17 protein-coding genes and 2 tRNA genes are annotated in these 18,537 nt (G+C 68.5%); 12 read left to right on the top strand and 7 right to left on the bottom strand.

All coding sequences use genetic code 11. From position 1 onward, the window contains the following. Positions 1–126: 126 nt before the first annotated feature. Complete coding sequence (leuA, locus tag FBY40_RS10705) at positions 127–1,887, top strand: 2-isopropylmalate synthase (protein ID WP_141938592.1); 1,761 nt, start codon at positions 127–129, stop codon at positions 1,885–1,887. 7 nt (positions 1,888–1,894) lie between these two features. On the opposite strand, the gene FBY40_RS10700 is transcribed toward leuA, so the two are convergent. Next, complete coding sequence (locus FBY40_RS10700; protein ID WP_124293309.1) at positions 1,895–2,581, bottom strand: trimeric intracellular cation channel family protein; 687 nt, start codon at positions 2,579–2,581, stop codon at positions 1,895–1,897. Positions 2,582–2,617: 36 nt separating this feature from the next. Here FBY40_RS10700 and recO point away from each other — a divergent pair, with 36 nt between their 5' ends. The 3 genes from recO to FBY40_RS10685 are packed head-to-tail and all read left to right on the top strand — an operon-like array spanning position 2,618 to position 4,895. Then, entirely contained in the window at positions 2,618–3,346 is a 729-nt protein-coding gene (gene recO, locus FBY40_RS10695) for a DNA repair protein RecO (protein ID WP_124293308.1), read from the top strand. Continuing rightward, positions 3,343–4,170 carry an isoprenyl transferase gene (locus tag FBY40_RS10690; RefSeq protein WP_141938591.1) on the top strand — a complete coding sequence of 276 codons (828 nt, stop codon included), beginning with the start codon at positions 3,343–3,345 and terminating at the stop codon, positions 4,168–4,170. The genes recO and FBY40_RS10690 overlap by 4 nt, the downstream gene beginning before the upstream one ends. Before the next feature lie 29 nt (positions 4,171–4,199). Next, a complete protein-coding gene (locus FBY40_RS10685; protein ID WP_141938590.1) occupies positions 4,200–4,895 on the top strand; it encodes a DsbA family oxidoreductase in 696 nt (231 codons plus the stop codon). A gap of 21 nt (positions 4,896–4,916) precedes the next feature. Here FBY40_RS10685 and FBY40_RS10680 read toward each other — a convergent pair whose 3' ends face one another. Next, the gene (locus FBY40_RS10680) at positions 4,917–5,423 is read right to left on the bottom strand and encodes a glutathione peroxidase (protein ID WP_141938589.1); all 507 of its coding nucleotides are present in this window, start codon (positions 5,421–5,423) and stop codon (positions 4,917–4,919) included. Positions 5,424–5,480: 57 nt separating this feature from the next. Between FBY40_RS10680 and dusB the strand changes: the two genes are divergently transcribed. From dusB to FBY40_RS10655, 5 genes are all read left to right on the top strand, one after another. After that, positions 5,481–6,647, top strand: a complete 1,167-nt coding sequence (gene dusB, locus FBY40_RS10675; RefSeq protein WP_141938588.1) for a tRNA dihydrouridine synthase DusB — start codon at positions 5,481–5,483, stop codon at positions 6,645–6,647. Between the two features lie 61 nt (positions 6,648–6,708). Further along, positions 6,709–8,052: a deoxyguanosinetriphosphate triphosphohydrolase gene (locus FBY40_RS10670; protein ID WP_141940134.1), complete on the top strand. Its 1,344-nt coding sequence runs from the start codon at positions 6,709–6,711 to the stop codon at positions 8,050–8,052. Then, positions 8,052–9,965 (top strand): DNA primase, encoded by a 1,914-nt coding sequence (dnaG, locus tag FBY40_RS10665; RefSeq protein ID WP_141938587.1) that lies wholly within the window; start codon positions 8,052–8,054, stop codon positions 9,963–9,965. Before FBY40_RS10670 ends, dnaG begins: the two co-directional genes overlap by 1 nt. A gap of 43 nt (positions 9,966–10,008) precedes the next feature. Continuing rightward, positions 10,009–10,794, top strand: a complete 786-nt coding sequence (locus FBY40_RS10660) for an ATP-binding cassette domain-containing protein (RefSeq protein ID WP_141938586.1) — start codon at positions 10,009–10,011, stop codon at positions 10,792–10,794. Between the two features lie 82 nt (positions 10,795–10,876). Continuing rightward, positions 10,877–10,949, top strand: a tRNA-Asn gene (locus FBY40_RS10655). Positions 10,950–11,004: 55 nt separating this feature from the next. Here the strand turns inward: FBY40_RS10655 and FBY40_RS10650 are convergent. After that, the gene (locus tag FBY40_RS10650) at positions 11,005–11,382 is read right to left on the bottom strand and encodes a VOC family protein (protein ID WP_141938585.1); all 378 of its coding nucleotides are present in this window, start codon (positions 11,380–11,382) and stop codon (positions 11,005–11,007) included. Between the two features lie 269 nt (positions 11,383–11,651). Then, positions 11,652–12,218 (bottom strand): peptide deformylase, encoded by a 567-nt coding sequence (gene def, locus FBY40_RS10645; protein ID WP_141938584.1) that lies wholly within the window; start codon positions 12,216–12,218, stop codon positions 11,652–11,654. Positions 12,219–12,260: 42 nt separating this feature from the next. Here def and FBY40_RS10640 point away from each other — a divergent pair, with 42 nt between their 5' ends. Beyond that, a complete protein-coding gene (locus tag FBY40_RS10640) occupies positions 12,261–13,340 on the top strand; it encodes a DMT family transporter (protein ID WP_235014784.1) in 1,080 nt (359 codons plus the stop codon). Positions 13,341–13,356: 16 nt separating this feature from the next. Here the strand turns inward: FBY40_RS10640 and FBY40_RS10635 are convergent. Both FBY40_RS10635 and FBY40_RS10630 read right to left on the bottom strand, forming a co-directional pair. After that, positions 13,357–13,433: transfer RNA gene (locus FBY40_RS10635), tRNA-Ile, on the bottom strand. 35 nt (positions 13,434–13,468) lie between these two features. Beyond that, positions 13,469–15,487, bottom strand: a complete 2,019-nt coding sequence (locus tag FBY40_RS10630; RefSeq protein ID WP_141938582.1) for a DUF262 domain-containing protein — start codon at positions 15,485–15,487, stop codon at positions 13,469–13,471. 152 nt (positions 15,488–15,639) lie between these two features. Here FBY40_RS10630 and FBY40_RS10625 point away from each other — a divergent pair, with 152 nt between their 5' ends. Both FBY40_RS10625 and FBY40_RS10620 read left to right on the top strand, forming a co-directional pair. Continuing rightward, positions 15,640–16,413 (top strand): hypothetical protein, encoded by a 774-nt coding sequence (locus FBY40_RS10625; protein ID WP_141938580.1) that lies wholly within the window; start codon positions 15,640–15,642, stop codon positions 16,411–16,413. A gap of 179 nt (positions 16,414–16,592) precedes the next feature. Further along, positions 16,593–17,096, top strand: coding sequence for a DUF3145 domain-containing protein (locus tag FBY40_RS10620; RefSeq protein WP_141938578.1), 504 nt, complete (start codon positions 16,593–16,595; stop codon positions 17,094–17,096). Positions 17,097–17,251: 155 nt separating this feature from the next. Here FBY40_RS10620 and FBY40_RS10615 read toward each other — a convergent pair whose 3' ends face one another. Then, positions 17,252–18,490, bottom strand: a complete 1,239-nt coding sequence (locus tag FBY40_RS10615; RefSeq protein WP_141938576.1) for a beta-ketoacyl-[acyl-carrier-protein] synthase family protein — start codon at positions 18,488–18,490, stop codon at positions 17,252–17,254. Positions 18,491–18,537: the final 47 nt, after the last annotated feature.

Below are 18,537 nucleotides of genomic sequence, written 5' to 3'. Positions count from 1 at the left end.
CATGGCCGCATGCGCGCCGGCCTGCTTCTTCTCCTTAGCCGCCGCGGCGAGGCCTCGATCTAGGGCCACCCTCGTCGCGGAGCTCGGCGTCGGCCCGTCCCTCAGACGTGGAAGAGAAGAAGCGACATGAAGAACACCCAGCGCCCCTCGGGCATGCCGATCCACAAGTATCGGCCGTATCACGAGCAGATCCGCGTCGATCTGCCCGACCGCACGTGGCCGGATGCCCGCATCACGCAGGCGCCGCGCTGGTGCGCGGTCGACCTCCGCGACGGCAACCAGGCCCTCATCGATCCGATGAGCCCCGAACGCAAGCGCATCATGTTCGACCTCCTGGTCGGCATGGGCTACAAGGAGATCGAGGTCGGCTTCCCGTCGGCAAGCCAGACCGACTTTGACTTCGTCCGACACCTGATCGAAGAGGACGTCATCCCCGATGACGTCACGATCCAGGTACTGACCCAGGCGCGCGAACACCTGATCGAGCGCACGTACGAGTCCATCGCGGGCGCGAAGCAGGCGATCGTCCACCTGTACAACTCCACGAGCGTCCTGCAGCGCGAGGTGGTGTTCCGCACCGACAAGCAGGGCATCATCGACATCGCCCTCGAGGGCGCGCGGCTGTGTCGGGAGTTCGAGAAGCGCATCCCCGAGACGAAGGTCTACTACGAATACTCGCCCGAAAGCTACACCGGCACCGAGCTGGAGTTCGCGGTGGATGTCTGCAATCAGGTCATCGAGGTCTTCGAGCCGACGCCCGACCGCAAGGTCATCATCAATCTGCCGGCCACCGTCGAGATGGCGACCCCGAACGTCTACGCGGACTCGATCGAGTGGATGAGTCGGCACCTGGCGCACCGCGAGAACATCATCCTGTCCCTCCACCCGCACAATGACCGGGGAACGGCGATCGCCGCCGCCGAACTCGGATACATGGCCGGGGCCGACCGGATCGAGGGATGCCTGTTCGGCAACGGCGAGCGGACCGGCAACGTCGATCTGGTGGCGCTCGGCATCAACCTGCTGACCCAGGGCATCGACCCGATGATCGACTTCAGCGACGTCGATCAGATCAAGCGCACGGCGGAGTACTGCAACCAGCTGCCGGTGCACGAGCGCAGCCCGTGGGCCGGAGACCTGGTGTTCACCGCGTTCAGCGGCTCTCACCAGGACGCGATCAAGAAGGGCTTCGAGGCGATGGACGCCCGGGCGGCCGCCGAGGGCGTCTCGGTCGACGAACTCGAGTGGGGGGTGCCGTACCTGCCGATCGACCCGAAGGATCTCGGCCGGTCGTACGAGGCGGTCATCCGCGTCAACTCCCAGTCCGGCAAGGGCGGGGTGGCGTACCTGCTCAAGAGCGACCACGCCATCGACCTCCCGCGTCGCCTGCAGATCGAGTTCTCCGGCGTCGTGCAGGCGAAGACCGACGCCGAGGGCGGCGAGATCACCAGTGACGAGATCTGGCGCATCTTCACCGACGAGTACCTGCCCGCCTCCGATCCCGACGAGCGCTGGGGCCGTTTCGAGCTGCTGAGCACCCGCACCCAGAGCGACATGTCCGGTGACGTGGTCCTCGAGGTGTCGCTGCGCGACGGCGAGGAGCGCGTCGCGGCTTCGGGTCACGGGAACGGGCCGGTCGCGGCCTTCCTCGAGGTCATCCGCGGGCAGGGCTTCGACGTGACCCTCTACGACTACGTCGAGCACGCGTTGAGCTCGGGCGGCGACGCACAGGCCGCGGCCTACATCGAGTTGCAGGTCGACGGTCAGCGCCTGTGGGGCGTCGGGATCGACGGCGACATCTCGACCGCTTCGCTCAAGGCGATCGTGTCGGGTGTGAACAGGTCGATCCGCACGCGCGAGCAGGCGGGGGTGCTCGCCGGAGTGTGATCGCAGCTCAGGGCTTGATGATCGGGATCCCGGTGGTCTCCACCGCGACCTTGCGGCGGTAGAGCGCCCGCTGTTCGGGCAGGGAGATGTCGAAGATCACGGCGAGGAGGCGGATGACGGCCGTCACCGCGATCCCGATGATCGCTGCCACGGCGAGCGACGCGCCGAAGGCGTGCACCACGGCGAGGACGGAGCACCCGACCGCTGCGGCGACCGCGTAGAGCGATCCGACGTGCATGATCGCGATCGGCACGCCCATCAGCATGTCGCGGAGGATGCCGCCGCCCACCGCGGCGCAGACGCCGACGAACACCGCGGGGACGACGGGGAGCCCGAGCGCGAGGGCCTTGCTCGTGCCGAACGCGCCGAAGAGTCCCATCGAGAGTGCGTCCAGACCGACGATGACGGCGTTCAGGCGTGCGAAGACGCCCGACAGCAGCATGCCGACCAGGGCCGCGACGGTGGCGGTGATGAGATACCAGTTGCTCTGGAGGGTCACCGGGGTGGTGTTCAGCAGCAGGTCGCGGATGAGCCCGCCGCCCATCCCCAGCACGACGCCGATGATGGCCACACCGAGGAAGTCCAGGCGTCGTTGACCGCGGAAGCCGGATGCGAACAGCGCCCCCTGGATGCCACCGAGCCCGACCGCGGTCAGGTCTGCCCACAGCGGAATCACGAAGAGCGGCTCGTCCACGCGTCCATTCTGGCCCGACGGACGCGATAATCGAGTGTGCCCACCTATCGCGACGAGGTCGTGGTCCTGCGCACCCACAAGCTGGGGGAGGCGGACCGTATCGTCACCGCCCTCGGCCGCCGCAGCGGCAAGATCCGCGCGGTCGCGAAGGGCGTGCGTCGCACCTCCTCCCGTCTCGGCGCCCGTCTCGAGCCGTTCATGGTCGCCGATGTGCAGTTCTCCCGCGGCCGTTCCCTCGACATCGTGCAGCAGGCCGAGTCTCTCGGCTCCTACGGCGCCGAGATCTCCCAGCACTACGACCGTTACACCGCCGCCCACGCGATGGTGGAGGCCGCCGATCGGCTGAATGACGCCGAGGCCGCCACACCGCATTACCTGCTGCTCGTCGGGGGTCTGCGTGCGCTCGCGCGGGGGGATCACGCCGCGCGCAGCATCCTGGATTCGTACCTCCTGCGGGCGATGGCCCTCGCCGGCTGGGCACCGGGCCTGGGTGAATGCGCACGCTGCGGCGCGCCTGCGCCGCACGACCAGTTCGTCGCTCAGCTCGGGGGTGTCGTGTGCGCAGCCTGCGCCCCCACCGGTGCAGCGCACATCGATCCAGCCACGATCGGACTGCTCACCGCGCTCATGGCGGGGGAGTGGGAGATCGTCGACGCATCCACCCCGCACTCCGCGGGTGCGGCGTCCGGGCTCATCGCCGCGTACGCACAGTGGCACCTCGAACGCGGGATCCGCTCGCTCCAGCATGTGGAGGCGGTCCGGTGACCCCGAAGCCCTATACGCATCGCGACGCCGTACCCTATCGTCCGCTCGATTGGACCGGCGTCCACCCGCCGGCGTTCCCGGGCGCCGTGCCGCGCCACGTCGCGATCGTCATGGACGGGAACGGCCGCTGGGCCAACCGTCAGGGCCTCACCCGGGTAGAAGGGCACAAAGCGGGCGAGGAAGTGCTGCTGGACGTCGTCGCCGGCGCCATCCAGGCCGGCGTGCGGCACCTGAGCGTTTACGCGTTCTCGACCGAGAACTGGGCCCGGTCGCCCGATGAGGTCCGCTTCCTCATGGGGTACAACCGGGATGTGCTGCACCGGCGCCGCGACCAGCTCAACGAGTGGGGTGTGCGGATCCGCTGGGCGGGCCGGAAGCCCCGGCTGTGGACCTCGGTGATCAAGGAGCTGCAGTTCGCCGAGAGACTGACGGCCGGCAATGACGTCCTGACCCTCACCATGTGCATCAACTACGGCGGCCGCATCGAGTTGGTCGACGCCATGCGCGCCATCGCCGGCGAGGTCGCTGCCGGGCGGATGCGCCCGTCGGCGATCAACGAGAAGGTGATCCGCCGCCACCTCTACCAGCCCGACATGCCCGACGTCGACCTGTTCATCCGCTCCAGCGGCGAACAGCGGACCTCGAACTTCCTGCTGTGGGAGTCGGCCTACGCCGAGTTCGTCTTCCTCGACACCCTGTGGCCGGATTTCTCCCGCGCCGACCTCTGGCGCGCGATCGATCTGTATCTCGACCGCGACCGCCGCTTCGGCGGGGCGGTCGATCAGCCGACATCCGACATCGCCGATCACGATCCGCAGGAATAGCGAGGCTGCCGGGGATGGTTGTGGTCGGTATGACTGAACCCCTCCGGCTCGATGTATGGAGCGACATCGCCTGCCCCTGGTGCTACATCGGCAAGCGCAACCTCGAAGCGGGCCTCGCCCAGACCCTGGCCGACGACGACGCGCCTGAGGTCGAGATCGTGTACCACTCCTACGAGCTCGCCCCCGACACTCCGCCGGACTACGACGGCAGCGAGGTGGATTACCTCGCCGAGCGCAAGGGTGTGAGCCGCGACGAGGCCCAGCAGATGATCGACCGCGTGACCGAGGTCGCCAAGGGATCGGGACTGGCGTACCGCTACGATCTCCTCCACCATGCCAACACCGGCAAGGCCCACCGGCTGCTGCACTTCGCCAAGGAGAACGGCCGGCAGCTGGAGCTGGTCGAACGGCTGATGTCGGCGTACTTCACTGAAGGCCGGCACATCGGCACGGACGACGAGCTCGTGCGGCTCGCCGGGGACGCCGGTCTCGACGCCGACGCGGCCCGCGAGGTCGTCGCCACGGATCGATTCAAGCTGGAGGTGCGCCGCGACCAGGCGCAGGCGCAGGCATACGGCATCTCCGGGGTGCCGTTCTACGTGATCGACGGCACGTACGGCGTCTCCGGGGCCCAGCCGCCTGAGGCCTTCGCGCAGATCCTGCGTCAGGTGTGGTCGGAGCGTCGTACGACGGCCGAGGCCGAACCCGCCGCGAGCGCCGGCTGAGACCGGGCCGCCGGCCGGAGGTCAGCGGGGGAGGTTCTCCTCGATCACCGAAACGATCGCGGGGTCGTCGGGCTTGACGTTCGGCCGGAAGCGGTGCACCTGGCCCGAGGGGGTGATGAGGAATTTCTCAAAATTCCAGATGATCGGGCCCTTCTTGCCCTCGAGGTCCTTGGCGCGCTTGAGTGCCTTGTACACCGGCGCCGCGCCGTTGCCGTTGACCTTCACCTTCTCCTGGATCGGAAAGGTCACGCCCCAGGTCGTGGCGCAATACTCGATGATCTCCTCCATCGATCCCGGCTCCTGCCCCATGAATTGGTTGCAGGGGAAGCCGAGCACGATGAAGCCCCGGTCGCCGTACGTGCGCTGGAGCTCCTCGAGCTGCTCGTACTGCGGTGCCAGGCCGCAGCGGGAGGCGACGTTGACGACCAGCACGACCTGGTCGGCGTAATCGCCGAGCGTCGACGTGCCGCCGTCGGCGGTCGTGAACGGGATGGAACGCAGATCGGTGAGGGTGGCTTCGGAGGTCATATCCCCAGGCTAAATCCGCTTTCGCGACCCCGGCCGCGAGGATGGGAGAATACAGAGGTGTCACTCGCTGTCGCCCCAGCCCCGACCCTTCGGATCGGTCCGCTGACCCTGGACGCACCGGTCGTGCTCGCGCCGATGGCCGGTATCACCAACACCGCCTTCCGCCGTCTCTGCCGTGAGTACGGTGCCGGCCTTTACGTCAGCGAGATGATCACCTCGCGCGCGCTGGTGGAGCGCAACGCGACCACGATGCGTCTGATCACCCACCACGAGTCCGAGGTCCCGCGTTCGATCCAGTTGTACGGCGTCGACCCCACCACGGTCGAAGCCGCCGTGAGGCTCCTCGTCGAAGAGGACCGTGCCGACCACATCGACCTGAACTTCGGCTGCCCGGTGCCGAAGGTCACGCGCAAAGGCGGGGGCGCGGCGCTTCCCTGGAAGCGCGACCTGTTCCGCGACATCGTCACCCGTGCGGCACGCGCCGGGGGAGACATCCCGGTCACGGTCAAGATGCGCAAGGGCATCGACGACGATCACCTGACGTACCTCGACGCAGGCCGGATCGCCGAGGACGCCGGCATCTCGGCCGTCGCCCTCCACGCGCGGACGGCATCGCAGTTCTATTCCGGCACAGCCGACTGGGCGGCGATCTCGGCGCTGAAGGAGGCCGTCACCAGCATCCCGGTTCTCGGGAACGGCGACATCTGGTCTGCCGAGGACGCGGTGCGCATGATGTCGGAGACCGGATGCGACGGGGTCGTCGTCGGCCGCGGGTGCCTCGGTCGCCCCTGGCTGTTCGGCGATCTCGCCCGCGCCCTGGGCAGGGACGGGAGCGCCGCCGGAGAGCCTGTCGACGCCACCCTCGCGTTCGTCGCACGCGCCTTCCGACGGCACGCCGAACTGCTCGTGGAGTTCTTCGACGACGAGGGTCGAGGGTGCCGCGACATCCGCAAGCACGTCGCGTGGTATTTCAAGGGTTACCCGGTGGGGGGTGACACCCGGGCTCGGCTGGCGACGGTGTCCACGCTCGCGGAGATCGACGAACTCCTCGCCACCCTCGACCTCGACGCCCCGTACCCGGGCGCACCCGCCGAGGGCCAGCGCGGCCGCGCCGGCACGCCCAAGCGGCCCGCGCTTCCGGACGGATGGCTCGACTCCCGCGACATCGGAGCCGACGCCTCCACCGCCCTCGCCGAGGCCGAACTCGATCACAGCGGTGGCTGACCCGGTGGCGGCATTCCCGGCGAGCGAGGGCGCGGCCGGTCACGGCTCCTCCACAGCGTGGATCGGCGGAGCAGGACTCGGCGTGGCACCCGGTCGACCGAGCGGCTATGACGACGGTGACGCCGAGCGCTTCCACACCGAGACCCATCGGTCCCAGCGCGATGACTTCGCACGGGATCGCGCCCGCGTGCTCCACTCCGCGGCATTGCGTCGGCTGGCAGCGAAGACGCAGGTGCTGAGCCCGGCCAGCCCCGCGGATTTCGCACGCAACCGCCTGACGCACTCGCTCGAGGTCGCCCAGGTCGGGCGCGAGCTCGCAACCGCTCTCCGGCTCTCGCCCGATGTGGTCGACACCGCGTGCCTCAGCCATGACCTCGGGCATCCGCCCTTCGGTCACAACGGAGAGCGCGCGCTCAACGACTGGGCCGACGACATCGGCGGCTTCGAAGGCAATGCGCAGACCCTCCGCATCCTCTCGCGACTCGAACCGAAAGTGTTCGACCCCGCCGGCCGGAGCGTCGGACTGAATCTCACCCGCGCGAGCCTCGACGCGACGTGCAAGTATCCGTGGACCGCCGACCATCCGGTGCCCGATCCCGGCGGTCGGCTGAAGTTCGGCGTCTACCCGGATGACGAGCCGGTTTTCCGCTGGATGCGCGAGGGCGCCCCGGGGCGGGTGCGGTGCATCGAGGCCGAGGTCATGGACCTCTCCGACGACATCGCCTACTCGGTCCACGACTTCGAGGACGCCGTCGTCAACGGTTACCTCGACCCCGCCCGCCTTGCCGACCCCGCCGAGCACGAGCATCTCCTCACGGCCGTCCAGACCTGGGTGGGGTTCGACTTCGCCCGCGACGAGCTGGCCGATGCGCTCTATCGGCTGATGCGCCTTCCGGAATGGATCATCGAGTTCCGCGGCACACGCCAGGATCTTGCCCGGCTGAAGAACCTGACCTCGGATCTCATCGGTCGTTTCGCCCGTGCGGCGACGACCGCCACCCGCGATGCGTACGACGCCTCTGTCCTCACCCGATACCGCGCCCACGTCGTCGTGCCGCGTGTCATCGAAGCGGAGATGGCGGTCCTCAAGGGCATCATCGGTGCGACGGTGGTCTCGATCGACGGGCGGAAGACGCTGTACAAAGAGCAGCGTCGCGCGCTCAAGCGCCTCGCAACGGCGCTGTGGGACGAGCCGGCGCACCTCGACGCCATGCACGCAGAGGACTTCGTCTCCGCTGAGACGGAGAGCGCGCGTCGACGGGTCATCGTCGATCAGGTGGCGAGCCTCACCGATCAGCTCGCCATCGCCTGGCACACGCGCCTGGTGGGTGAGATCGACGCCGCCGCGCTCGGAATCTGGGCTCCCGGCTCGCGACGTCCGACGGCGGAATCGGTGTCGCACTGATGGCGGGTCGCATCCGTCAGGCCGACGTGGAGGAAGTGAAGGCCCGCACGAACATCGGTGACATCATCGGCGAACGCGTGGCTCTGAAATCCGCGGGCGTCGGGTCGCTGAAAGGCCTGTGCCCCTTCCACGACGAGCGCAGCCCCAGCTTCCACGTCCGCCCCCAGGTCGGCTTCTACCACTGCTTCGGGTGCGGCGAGTCGGGGGACGTCTACACCTTCCTCCGGAAGATGGACCACGTGTCATTCACCGAGGCGGTCGAACGTCTCGCCGGACGGATCGGGTACGCGCTCCACTACGAGGACGGCGGTGCTGCGCCCGAGACGACCGGACGCAGCCGGCTCTATGCGGCCAACGCGGCGGCGGGGGAGTACTTCCGCTCCCAGCTCGTCACTCCGGACGCCGCCGCGGCACGCACCTTCCTCGGAGAGCGCGGCTTCGACGCCGGCGCGGCCGCGCACTTCGGCGTGGGGTACGCGCCGCGGGGGTGGTCGCACCTGATGGACCACCTGACCGCCCAGGGGTTCAGCCGAGAGGAACTCACGACTGCGGGGTTGGTCTCGCAGGGTCAGCGCGGTGTGTACGACAGATTCCGCGGTCGCCTGGTCTGGCCCATTCGCGACGTCACCGGCCAGGTGATCGGCTTCGGGGCGCGGAAGCTCTACGAGGACGATGGCGGACCGAAGTACCTCAACACCCCGGAGACCCCGATCTACCGCAAGGCGCAGGTGCTCTACGGGCTCGACCTCGCCAAGCGCGACATCTCGCGCGATCACCGCGTGGTGGTGGTGGAGGGCTACACCGATGTGATGGCCTGCCACCTCGCGGGGGTCACCACCGCCGTCGCCACCTGCGGCACCGCGTTCGGAACCGATCACATCACGGTGCTGCGTCGCGTGATGGGTGATGACAGCGCGGCCGGCGAGGTGGTCTTCACCTTCGATCCCGACGCCGCGGGCCAGAAGGCGGCGCTGCGCGCCTTCGGCGACGAGAAGCGGTTCGCCGCGCAGACGTACGTCGCGGTCGCACCCGAGGGCCTGGACCCGTGCGATCTCCGCATGTCGAAGGGGGATGCCGCGGTGCGCGCCCTCATGGACCACAAGGCGCCCATGTTCGAGTTCGTGATCGACCAGCGGTTGGCGGGGTTCGACCTCGCGTCCGTGGAGGGGCGCGCAGGTGCGCTCGGAGCCGCGGCGCCGATCGTGGCGGAGATTCGCGACCCGTCCCTGCGTCCGGGCTACACCCGTGTCCTCGCCCGCCGGCTCGGGCTCGACCTGGGGGAGGTCTCGGCCGCCGTCGAACGTGCGGCGCGCGGCGCCGCGCGCGATCACGCCGGTGAGCCGCGGAACAAGAACCCGCGCGACGGCGATGCGGACCGCGCGGGTGGGCGCGGCGGTCGTCCCGTCGAGGATCCTCCTCCGGCAGGGGAGGACCAGCACGTCCGTCCGAGCGTGGCGACCTTGCCTCGCACAGCCGACACCGCCCTCGAGCGCGACGCCCTCACGGGCTTCCTGCAGTTCGGACATCGGATCGACGCGGCACTTCGCAGCCGCGCGTTGGCGCAGCCCTTCCGGGTACCCGCACTCGAAGCCGTCCGGCAGACCCTCGCGATCGTCCCGGACATGGATCGGATGGGGTGGGCGGCGGATGCGGTGTCGGAGGTGCGGGAGCCCTACCGGTCGCTCGCCGCCGAGCTTCTGACCCGCGCCTTCCCCGCGCTGACCGACGACGCCGCCGTCGCCTCCACGGCCGATCTCGCCCGTCGCGTCGTCCTGCGCGGTATCGAAGAGGAGAAGCGGGAGCTGCTCCGCGCCATCCAGCGGGTGGCTCCGGAGTCCGAAGAGGGGCGGGCGGTCCGTCTGCGCCTGCGCGAACTCGACCACGATCGACAGGTCGTCACGGCCGAAAGCTGAAGGCTCGGTCGCCCGCACCCCGGTGACCAGGCATGATGGGGCTATGGCCCCGCCACGAGACGATGACGTCGCGATCCACAGCCGTGATCTGTCCCTGGCGTGGAACCCCCGTCCCGGCGCCCTCCGGGTGGTCGAGGGCGTGTCGTTCCAGCTGCCGCGAGCCCGCACACTGGCGGTCATGGGACCGACCGGCGCGGGGAAGTCCAGCCTCCTGATGACGCTCGCGGGGTTCGCCCCGGCCGATCTCGGTGTGGTCGGCGGAGACGCGGTGGTCGAGGGCATCTCGGTTCGCCGCCCAGGGCGCAAGCATCGCGTTCTGACCTATGTGGCCGGCTTCCTGCCACAGGGCGCCGGGGCGAAACTCCCCGCGCGGCTGACGGTTTCCGAGACCATCGCCGAACCGGTGACGAGCCGCGATCGCCGCGTCAATCAACGGGCGTTGTCGATCCGGGTCGCCGCACTGCTCGACGAGATGATGCTGCCGCTGGGGGCCGCGGCGAAGTACCCCTACGAACTCAGCGCAGGAATGCGCCAGCGCGTGGCGTTCGCACGAGCTCTCATGCTGCAGCCGAAAGTGCTCCTGGCTGACGAACCCTTCGCCAACATGGACGTCGAAGTGCGGCGTGCGGCGCATGACGCCATCCGGCGTCGTCGGGACGACGCCGGGATGGCCAGTGTCATCGTGACGAACGAAGAGGACGTGGCACGCGAACTCGACGCGCAGGTTCTCGTCCTCCGCGGAGGCCACCCGGTCGCCACCGGCCGGCACCTCGACGATCTCCTCTGGACACCCGGAGGCGCCGACGACCGGCGGCGTGCTGCCTCCTGAGATCACTCGCCGTCCGGTGTCACGGGGACCCCTCGACGTTTGCTAGCATGGTCGGGTTGCCCGCGCCGCGGCGAGGGGACATTCCTCCATAGCTCAATTGGCAGAGCAATCGGCTGTTAACCGATAGGTTCTTGGTTCGAGTCCAAGTGGGGGAGCGCAAACGGCCCGGGGCTCCACCCCCGGGCCGTTTCTTCGCATGCGGGGTCGGCCTCACTTCCTTTCGCTGAGCGCCAGGACGTTCCCCTCCGTATCCGTGAACCACGCGGCCCTCTCCGTCGCCAGATCGGCCACACCGTCGACCGTGGTCAGGCCGGGGAAGTCGTAGTCCTCGAACGTCACCCCGCGCTCCCGGAGCGAGGCCATATCCCTGTCCAGGTGCGGTGTCTCGACGGCGAAGACGGTGTTCTTCGCGGTACCCGCGAAGCCCGTCCGATACACGAGCACCTGCGTCTGCCCGAGTCGATAGAACACCTCCTCCTCGGACGGCTCCGTCACCGGGGTCAACCCGAGCACGCCCTCGTAGAACCCACGCGCGCGAGCCAGATCCGACGCGGCGATGACTGCGACGCCGTGCGCGTCTTCGAACATGGTGCCCTCACCTTCTTTCTCTCTTGCCCTTCCCGCGCGACGGTACTCCTGCTTCTGCCGGCGCGAAATGCCCCCGTGCGCAGCGAGGACCGCCCGACCGAGGACCGCCCCCAACCTCCGGCATCCACGCCGAGCCGGGACGACCCCAGACACGCCCGTCACCGGCCGCGAGCCGTCGATGGATGCTGCTCAGAAGGCCGGCGGACGACATTTCCTGACGGGTCGCAGCGTCGGGCCCGGAGGCGCCTCCCGGCGACCCGGTGCCGATCTCAGGCGTCGAGATCGTCGACGCCCGGCATCCATGCCGAGCCGGAACGACCCCAGCCGCGCTTACGCGCGATCTTCTGGACGGTCTTCCATTCCCCGTCGTCGAGCCTGTCGATGTAGAGGACGCCGTCGAGGTGGTCGAATTCGTGCTGCAGGATGCGCGCGCGCCACCCGTCCACGTCCAGCGAGACCGGCCGCCCCTCGAGGTCGTTCCCCGTCACACGAACTCGATCCGAACGGCGAAGCGGGAACCGCTCGCCAGGGAACGACAGGCAGCCTTCCGACTCCTCGTCGGGGTCGGGCTCGCCAGGCACGGTCGGCAGCATCCACAGTTCGGGGTTGATGACCACTCCGCGCCAGGGGAGACCCTCGTCGTCCTCGTACGAGTAGGTGAAGATGCGCAGAGGCACCCCGACCTGAGGGGCTGCGAGACCCACGCCGGGGGCCGCGTCCATCGTCTCGAACATGTCGGTGACGAGTGACCGAATCTCGTCGGTGATCTCCTCCACGGGGGCGGCGGGGGCGTGGAGCACCGGGTCTCCCATGATGCGAATCGGTCGAACGGCCATGTCTCGAGCCTATCGACGCGACTCGGCGGGTATGGTCGAGGGGTGCTGAGCGCAGACGTACAACTGGAGGATGTCGGCGAGGTCCTCGTCGGTGTGTTCCAGAATCCAGGACTGCTGATCGGCATTCCTCTGGCGTTGCTCGGCGCGGTGTTCATGTCCTTCGGCGCGCAGTACCAGCACCGCGGCGTCGCCAAAGTCGAACAGATGAGCGGCGCCGGAGGGGCGGGCGGTCTCAGCGGCGGTCAGCTGCTGCGCCTGCTGTCGCGGCCATCGTGGGTGATCGGAACGATGATGCTGGGGCTGGCGATCGCCTGCCAACTCGCCGCCCTCTCGTTCGCACCGCTCATCGTCGTCCAGCCGCTCGGCGCGATCGCTCTGGTGATCACCACCCTGTTGAACGCCCGGATCAGCGGACACAAGCCGACGAGGCGTTCGCTCATCGCCATCGCCGCCTGTGTCGGCGGCATCTTCATCTTCGTCACAATCGCCGCGCTCTTCGCCACCGAATCGCCCATCTCCGACGGGCAGCTCATCACGATCCTCCTCATCCTCGCCGGAGTCACCGTCGCCTTCGCGGGTCTGTGGGTGTGGTTGCGCAAGCGGATGGGCGCACTGTTCTACATCATGGCCGCTGGGGTGATCTACGGATTCGTCGCGACGTTGGCGAAGGTCATCATCGTGCGGATCCAGAATCAGAACTTCGAGTGGCTGACGCTGCTCTGCCTCATCGCGCTGCTGATCGGAACGGGGATCGGCGCGTACTTCGTGCAGACCGCGTACTCGTCCGGTCCGCCCGACCTCGTCATCGCAGGCCTCACGGTGATCGACCCCATCGTGGCGATCCTCATCGGCCTCATCGTCCTCGGTGAGGCCGCGACCGCGCCGCTCTGGGCCAACATCGGCTTCCTGATCGCGGGCGTCATCGCGGTGTGGGGGGTGTTCCAGCTTGCCCGCTACCACCCGCAGATCGTCAGTGACAGCAAGGAGATCCCCATCCAGCGGGGCTCGGACGGCGACGGCACCGTCGCCGGACCCACCACCGGATCGATCCGCGTCACGGAGGCTGTTGCGAAGGTCTGGCCTGAGCCGCCGGTGCGCGACCGCGACGATCCACGCCGCTGATCCTCGTCGGGGTCATTGGTAGGGCGGGTGGGACTTGAACCCACGATCGTCGGGTTATGAGCCCGCTGCCTTGACCAGCTTGGCCACCGCCCCTCGCATCCGAGCCTAGCGGCCGGAAACACTGCTCCTCAGCGTCGCACGCCGGTGGACATCACCGCTCCGATGTAGGAGTACTTCACGAAGACCTCCTCCGCGATGCCCGCCTCCGCGAGCACGCCCTGGACGGCGCTGAGCATGTAGCTGGAATCCCACCCGAGATAGAGGTGATGATCCGCATCCAGTGCGTCCCACTGACCGGTCCACGCCCGCTCGGGGTAGACCGGACCTCCTCGGCGCGCACTGTATGCGACGACCGCGTCACGCGCATCGGCCCACAGCCGCGCGAAGACGCGGTGGAAGAGGTAGCGGACGTCCTTGACCTCCCAGTGCTCACCGCGGTACTCGACGTAATCCCACTCGCGTTCCCAGCCTCGCGGCCAGCCGCGACGGCGGACGGCGTCCAGCACCGGGGTCAGGCCGTCATCGTCGATACCGCTGAGCGCGTCCCGGGGCCATACGCGCACGAACCGCGCGGTCAATGCGGCGGAGCGGTCAGAGATCTCCTTCGTGCTCCACCCCTCCTGAGCCGCCAGCGCCGCCGTCGCGTCCACCGCGGACCGGGCGTACCCGGTGCGCTTGACCGGGAATGGCGCGTCGAAGACCTGCATCCCCAGTCGCTCTTCGAGGAGCGCCAGATTCCCCAGGGTGCGCGCGAGGGCGCGATGGCTGTTCTGCTCGTCCTCGGAGTACTCGACCCAGCTGCGGACTCCGTCGCCGCTCCAGGCTTCTCCCGGTGCGAGCGGCACGATGTGATCGATGTCCCAGGCGGCGCGCGCATCGACGTCGAACAGCCGGGTCAGGACGTAGTGCGGGTGGGGGAGATCGGAGTACTTCAGCGCGACAGACACACGCTCATCGCTCGGTGTGATGCGGGCCATGGCTCTGCTGAGCGCCTGGGCACCCTCGTGCTCGGCGCGGCACAGACGCGCGACGATCCGGTCGGTGCCGATCCCCACGACCGTGCGCCGAAGCAGAAGCGATTCCACCTGCCGCAGCAGGTTGAGGAGCCCCTCTCGCGAGAGATCACCGCCGCGGAAGCGTCGGTACGCCCGCATGACGAGCGGGAACGCGATGGGGCCGAAGACACCCACCCCGGCCAGCCTCCGCGACACGTCCTCGTCGGCTTCGCGCTCGGGTTCTCTCAGGATGCGGTGGATCTCGGCGTACTCCCGCCACTCCGACGCGTGGGCGTCCAGCGCACCGGGTTCGAGACGGGGGAACTCGTGGCGGAAGACGTCGTAGACGCCCCGGCCCGCGGCATCCTCGGTCTCACGACCCGTCCGCATGACGAGGTACTGCTCCCAGAATGCGGCGATGCTCTCGCCGGTCGCCTGCTCGATGGGCAGCCAGTACTCCTCCTCGATGCGCACCTGCTCGGCGTGAGAGAGGCCCATCAGCACGTAGTTGTGGATGAGCTCGTGGTCGCGCAGTGGCTCTCCCGTCGAGTTCAGGCTCTCGAAGATCTGCTGTGCGTTGGCGCCCGCTCCGAGGCTGATCGCGACGTGTTCGAGCTTCTGCAGTCCTCGCCAGATGTGCGGTGCTTCATCGGGTGACACCTGGCTGCGGAAGAAGGCGTAATTGTCGGCGAAACGCGACTCCCGCACGGCCGGATCGGCGTCGTTGCCGAGGATCACCGAGCGGAAGACATCAGCCCATGCCCGGTGAGGGCGCAGCGTCGTCCGAGGCCCTTCGCCCGGCTCACCCTCACGAAGAAGGACGGCCTGAAGCTCCGTCGAGAGTGCGGGGTCGTTATCGCCCACGGCGTGATGCAGCGCCGCCACCAGAAGCATGAGAGTCGTGATGCGCTGCTGACCGTCGATGAGCACGAGCTCGTCGTCCGAGACCGCGGACAGGACGGAGCCGATGAAGTGCATGTGACGATCGTCGAGGTCGGCGACGGCTCGGATGTCAGCGAGCAGCTGCTCGCAGTTGCCGATGTCCCACCGGTACTGCCGCTGGTAGACCGGGACGACGATCGTGCGGTCGCCGGAGGCGAGCCACCGCAGCGTGTTGACGGCGGTGGCATCGACATTCGTGGCGGTGACCATCGGGGCGGTTCTCTCCTCGGGATGACAGGGGCAGACCGCGTCGAGTCTAATGAACCGGTCTCGGCTCCCCGGGCTCCCGCGCCTGCCGGAGGTAGGCTTGCCTTAGTTGGCCTGTTAAAACGTGCTGGCCACCTACGAAAGGGCATAACGCTATGGGTTACATCAAGTCAGCTGCTCTCGAAGAGACCGGCTACGTGGTGCTGGACAGCTACGGCAAGGAGATCGATCCCAGGGAGTGGCTCGACCTCGAGTACGTCGACTGGAAGTCCTCCGGCGACACCCGGTTCGCACCGCTGGCGTCGGCGAAGGGCGAGATCGAGTGCAACGGCTTCTGGAACCACAAGCCGCCGCGCACCGACAAGGACGGGGTCTGGATCGATTCCCAGACGGCGATCGCGCCCACCCTCACCGAGCGAGCCCTCGAACCGGGCGCGAATGTGGGTCGCTGCCGCATTATCGAGCTGCAGCCGAACTCCTACGCCGACTGCCTGTACAACCTGCACCAGGACGACAACAACCGTCTCAACCCCGACGGCACCGGATGGGTCGTCCGCGGGTTCTTCAATCTCACCGACGACAAGGACAGCTTCTTCGTCCTGCGGGAGAACCGCACCGACCCCCAGGGTGAGGTGCGGATCGCGTTGCCGGCCGGCGCTCAGCTGATCATCGACACCCAGCGTCTGTGGCACGCCGCCACCCACCTCGGCAGCGAGCCGCGCTACTGCCTCATCACGTCCTGGGAGTCGGGCCCCGAGCTGGACGCCTACATCGCGAAGTACAACGGCGTTCCCCACGCCGAGATCGTCGACGTGCCGCAGGACGTCCTCGAGGCCGGGCAGGTCGAGCAGGCGCGCCGCGACGCCGCCCGCGCGGCCTACTACGCCGCGAAGGGCCAGCAGGAGAAGCTGGCCATGAGCGAGGCCTGAGGCGCCGAACTCCTCTCCGAAGGCCCCGGGACGCGCGTGCGCCGGGGCCTTCGGCGTGTCGGAATTACATGCTTGTGATTCCGATGATCCTCGGGTGATAATGGCCGCACAACCGAACACGCCGGAGCACACGTTTCGCAGGTCGTAGGGGAAGACGTACCTGGAGAAACGGAGTCATCATGGCGACAACCACTGCGCGTGGAGTGATCTACATCCACTCCGCGCCACGCGCGTTGTGCCCCCACCTCGAGTGGGCGGTCGGCCGCGCTCTCGGTCGACCCGTCACCTTCGAGTGGGCCGACCAACCCGTGCTGGCGGGAAGTCGGCGCGCGGAGTTCTACTGGGAGGGTCCCGCGGGCACGGGCGCCGCATTGGCCACGGCGATCCGCGGCTGGGAGCACCTCCGTTTCGAAGTCTCCGAGGACCCCACGCCGCGCAGCGACGGGGGCCGGTGGATCCACACTCCGGGACTCGGCATCCACTACGCCCAGACGGATGCCGCAGGCAACATCGTCATCGGAGAGGATCGACTCCGCTACGCGATGGAGATTGCCGCCGGTGACGCCCAGGAGCTGCAGCGTGAACTGAATGTCGCGCTGGGCGCGGCGTGGGACGACGAACTCGAACCCTTCCGTCACGCCGGCGACGAGGCATCCGTCGTGTGGCTGCACAAGGTGGGATGACCGCCCCATGACCTGACGGACGTATCCCGTGCGCGAGGCGCCATTACCGGTGATCGGTGCTCACTCCCGGGAACGGGGACCGCGAATCGACGCACGGAGACAGGTGAGGCCCCCGACCGAGGTCGGGGGCCTCTGCCGTGGAGGGACGCGCAGGCTCAGACGCTCGCGAACGCGGCCACGGCGTTGTGCCCGCCGAATCCGAACGAGTTGCTGATGGCGAGCTGGTCGCCCTGTCCGAGCGTCATGCGCTCGCCCGAGATGCGGAAGGGAACCTGCGGATCCTGCGTCGTGATGTTGATGGTGGGCGGGGCGACGCGTTCGCGAAGAGCCAGAACCGTGAAGATCGCCTCGAGGGCACCGGTGCCGCCGAGGAGGTGGCCCGTCGACGCCTTCGTGGCTGACACGGGGATCTCGTCGATCCGGTCGCCGAAGACCGTCTTGAGCGCGGTGTACTCGTTCGGATCGCCGACGGGCGTCGAGGTGGCGTGCGCGTTGACGTGTGTGACGTCATCGGGCGAGGCGTCCGCCATCTCCAGCGCCATCCGCACGGCCCGGGACGCCCCCACTCCTTCGGGGTCGTTCGCCGTGATGTGATACGAATCCGCCGTGACGCCGCCACCGACGACGGCGGCGTAGATCTTCGCGCCGCGGGCACGGGCGTGTTCCTCGGTCTCGAGGATGAGGACGCCGGCACCTTCCCCCATGACGAATCCGTCACGGTCCACGCTGCAGGGACGAGACGCGGTCGCGGGGTCGTCGTTGCGGCGCGAAAGCGCCTGCATCGAGGCGAAGGAGGCGATCGTGATCGGGTGGATCGCCGACTCCGTGCCCCCGGCGATCACGACGTCGGCCAGGCCCGCGCGCAGATGCTCCACGGCGTTGACGATCGACTCGGTACTCGACGCGCAGGCACTGGCCACCGTGCGGGCGAAGGCCCGCGCGCCGAAGTGCAGTGAGAGGTTGCCCGCCGCCGCGTTGGGCATGAGCATCGGGACGGTCATCGGCATGACGCGACGCGGACCCTTCTCACGAAGGGTGTCCCAGGCATCCAGCAGCGTCCAGACGCCGCCGATGCCCGTGGCGAAATCGATGCCCAGTCGCTCGGGGGCGACGTCGGGTCGTCCGGCGTCCTCCCACGCCTCCATCGCCGCGACCATGGCGAACTGCGACGCCGGGTCGAGCCGCTTGGCGACGGGACGCTCGAGAACGGTGTCGGGACGCACCTTGGCCTGCGCGGCGAAGGTGACGGGCAGCTGGTACTGCTCGACCCACTCGTGCTCGAGGGTCCGGGTTCCGGAAGCCCCGGCGAGCAGCGCCTCCCAGCTCTCGGGCGCGGTCGCGCCGATGGGAGAGGAGGCGCCGATTCCGGTGACGACGATGCGTGACGTGCTCATGCGTAGGTGATTCCTCGGTGTGTCGTGCCGGTGGGGGCCGAGGGCCC

Origin of the sequence: Microbacterium sp. SLBN-154, from assembly GCF_006715565.1 — a bacterium.
Classification (GTDB): domain Bacteria; phylum Actinomycetota; class Actinomycetes; order Actinomycetales; family Microbacteriaceae; genus Microbacterium.
Note: the sequence above shows the minus strand (reverse complement) of the source record. Positions and strands in the feature narration are given on the sequence as shown.

Bases quoted from the DNA above. Each gene is read 5' to 3' on its own strand.
- FBY40_RS10630 (WP_141938582.1), bottom strand. From the start codon at position 15,487: ATGGTCACCGCCACGAATGTCGATGCCACCGCCGTCAACACGCTGCGG.
- FBY40_RS10650 (WP_141938585.1), bottom strand. From the start codon at position 11,382: ATGTTCGAAGACGCGCACGGCGTCGCAGTCATCGCCGCGTCGGATCTG.
- FBY40_RS10625 (WP_141938580.1), top strand. From the start codon at position 15,640: ATGGGTTACATCAAGTCAGCTGCTCTCGAAGAGACCGGCTACGTGGTG.
- FBY40_RS10660 (WP_141938586.1), top strand. From the start codon at position 10,009: ATGGCCCCGCCACGAGACGATGACGTCGCGATCCACAGCCGTGATCTG.
- FBY40_RS10680 (WP_141938589.1), bottom strand. From the start codon at position 5,423: ATGACCTCCGAAGCCACCCTCACCGATCTGCGTTCCATCCCGTTCACG.
- FBY40_RS10615 (WP_141938576.1), bottom strand. From the start codon at position 18,490: ATGAGCACGTCACGCATCGTCGTCACCGGAATCGGCGCCTCCTCTCCC.
- def (WP_141938584.1), bottom strand. From the start codon at position 12,218: ATGGCCGTTCGACCGATTCGCATCATGGGAGACCCGGTGCTCCACGCC.
- FBY40_RS10620 (WP_141938578.1), top strand. From the start codon at position 16,593: ATGGCGACAACCACTGCGCGTGGAGTGATCTACATCCACTCCGCGCCA.
- leuA (WP_141938592.1), top strand. From the start codon at position 127: ATGAAGAACACCCAGCGCCCCTCGGGCATGCCGATCCACAAGTATCGG.
- dnaG (WP_141938587.1), top strand. From the start codon at position 8,052: ATGGCGGGTCGCATCCGTCAGGCCGACGTGGAGGAAGTGAAGGCCCGC.
- FBY40_RS10685 (WP_141938590.1), top strand. From the start codon at position 4,200: ATGACTGAACCCCTCCGGCTCGATGTATGGAGCGACATCGCCTGCCCC.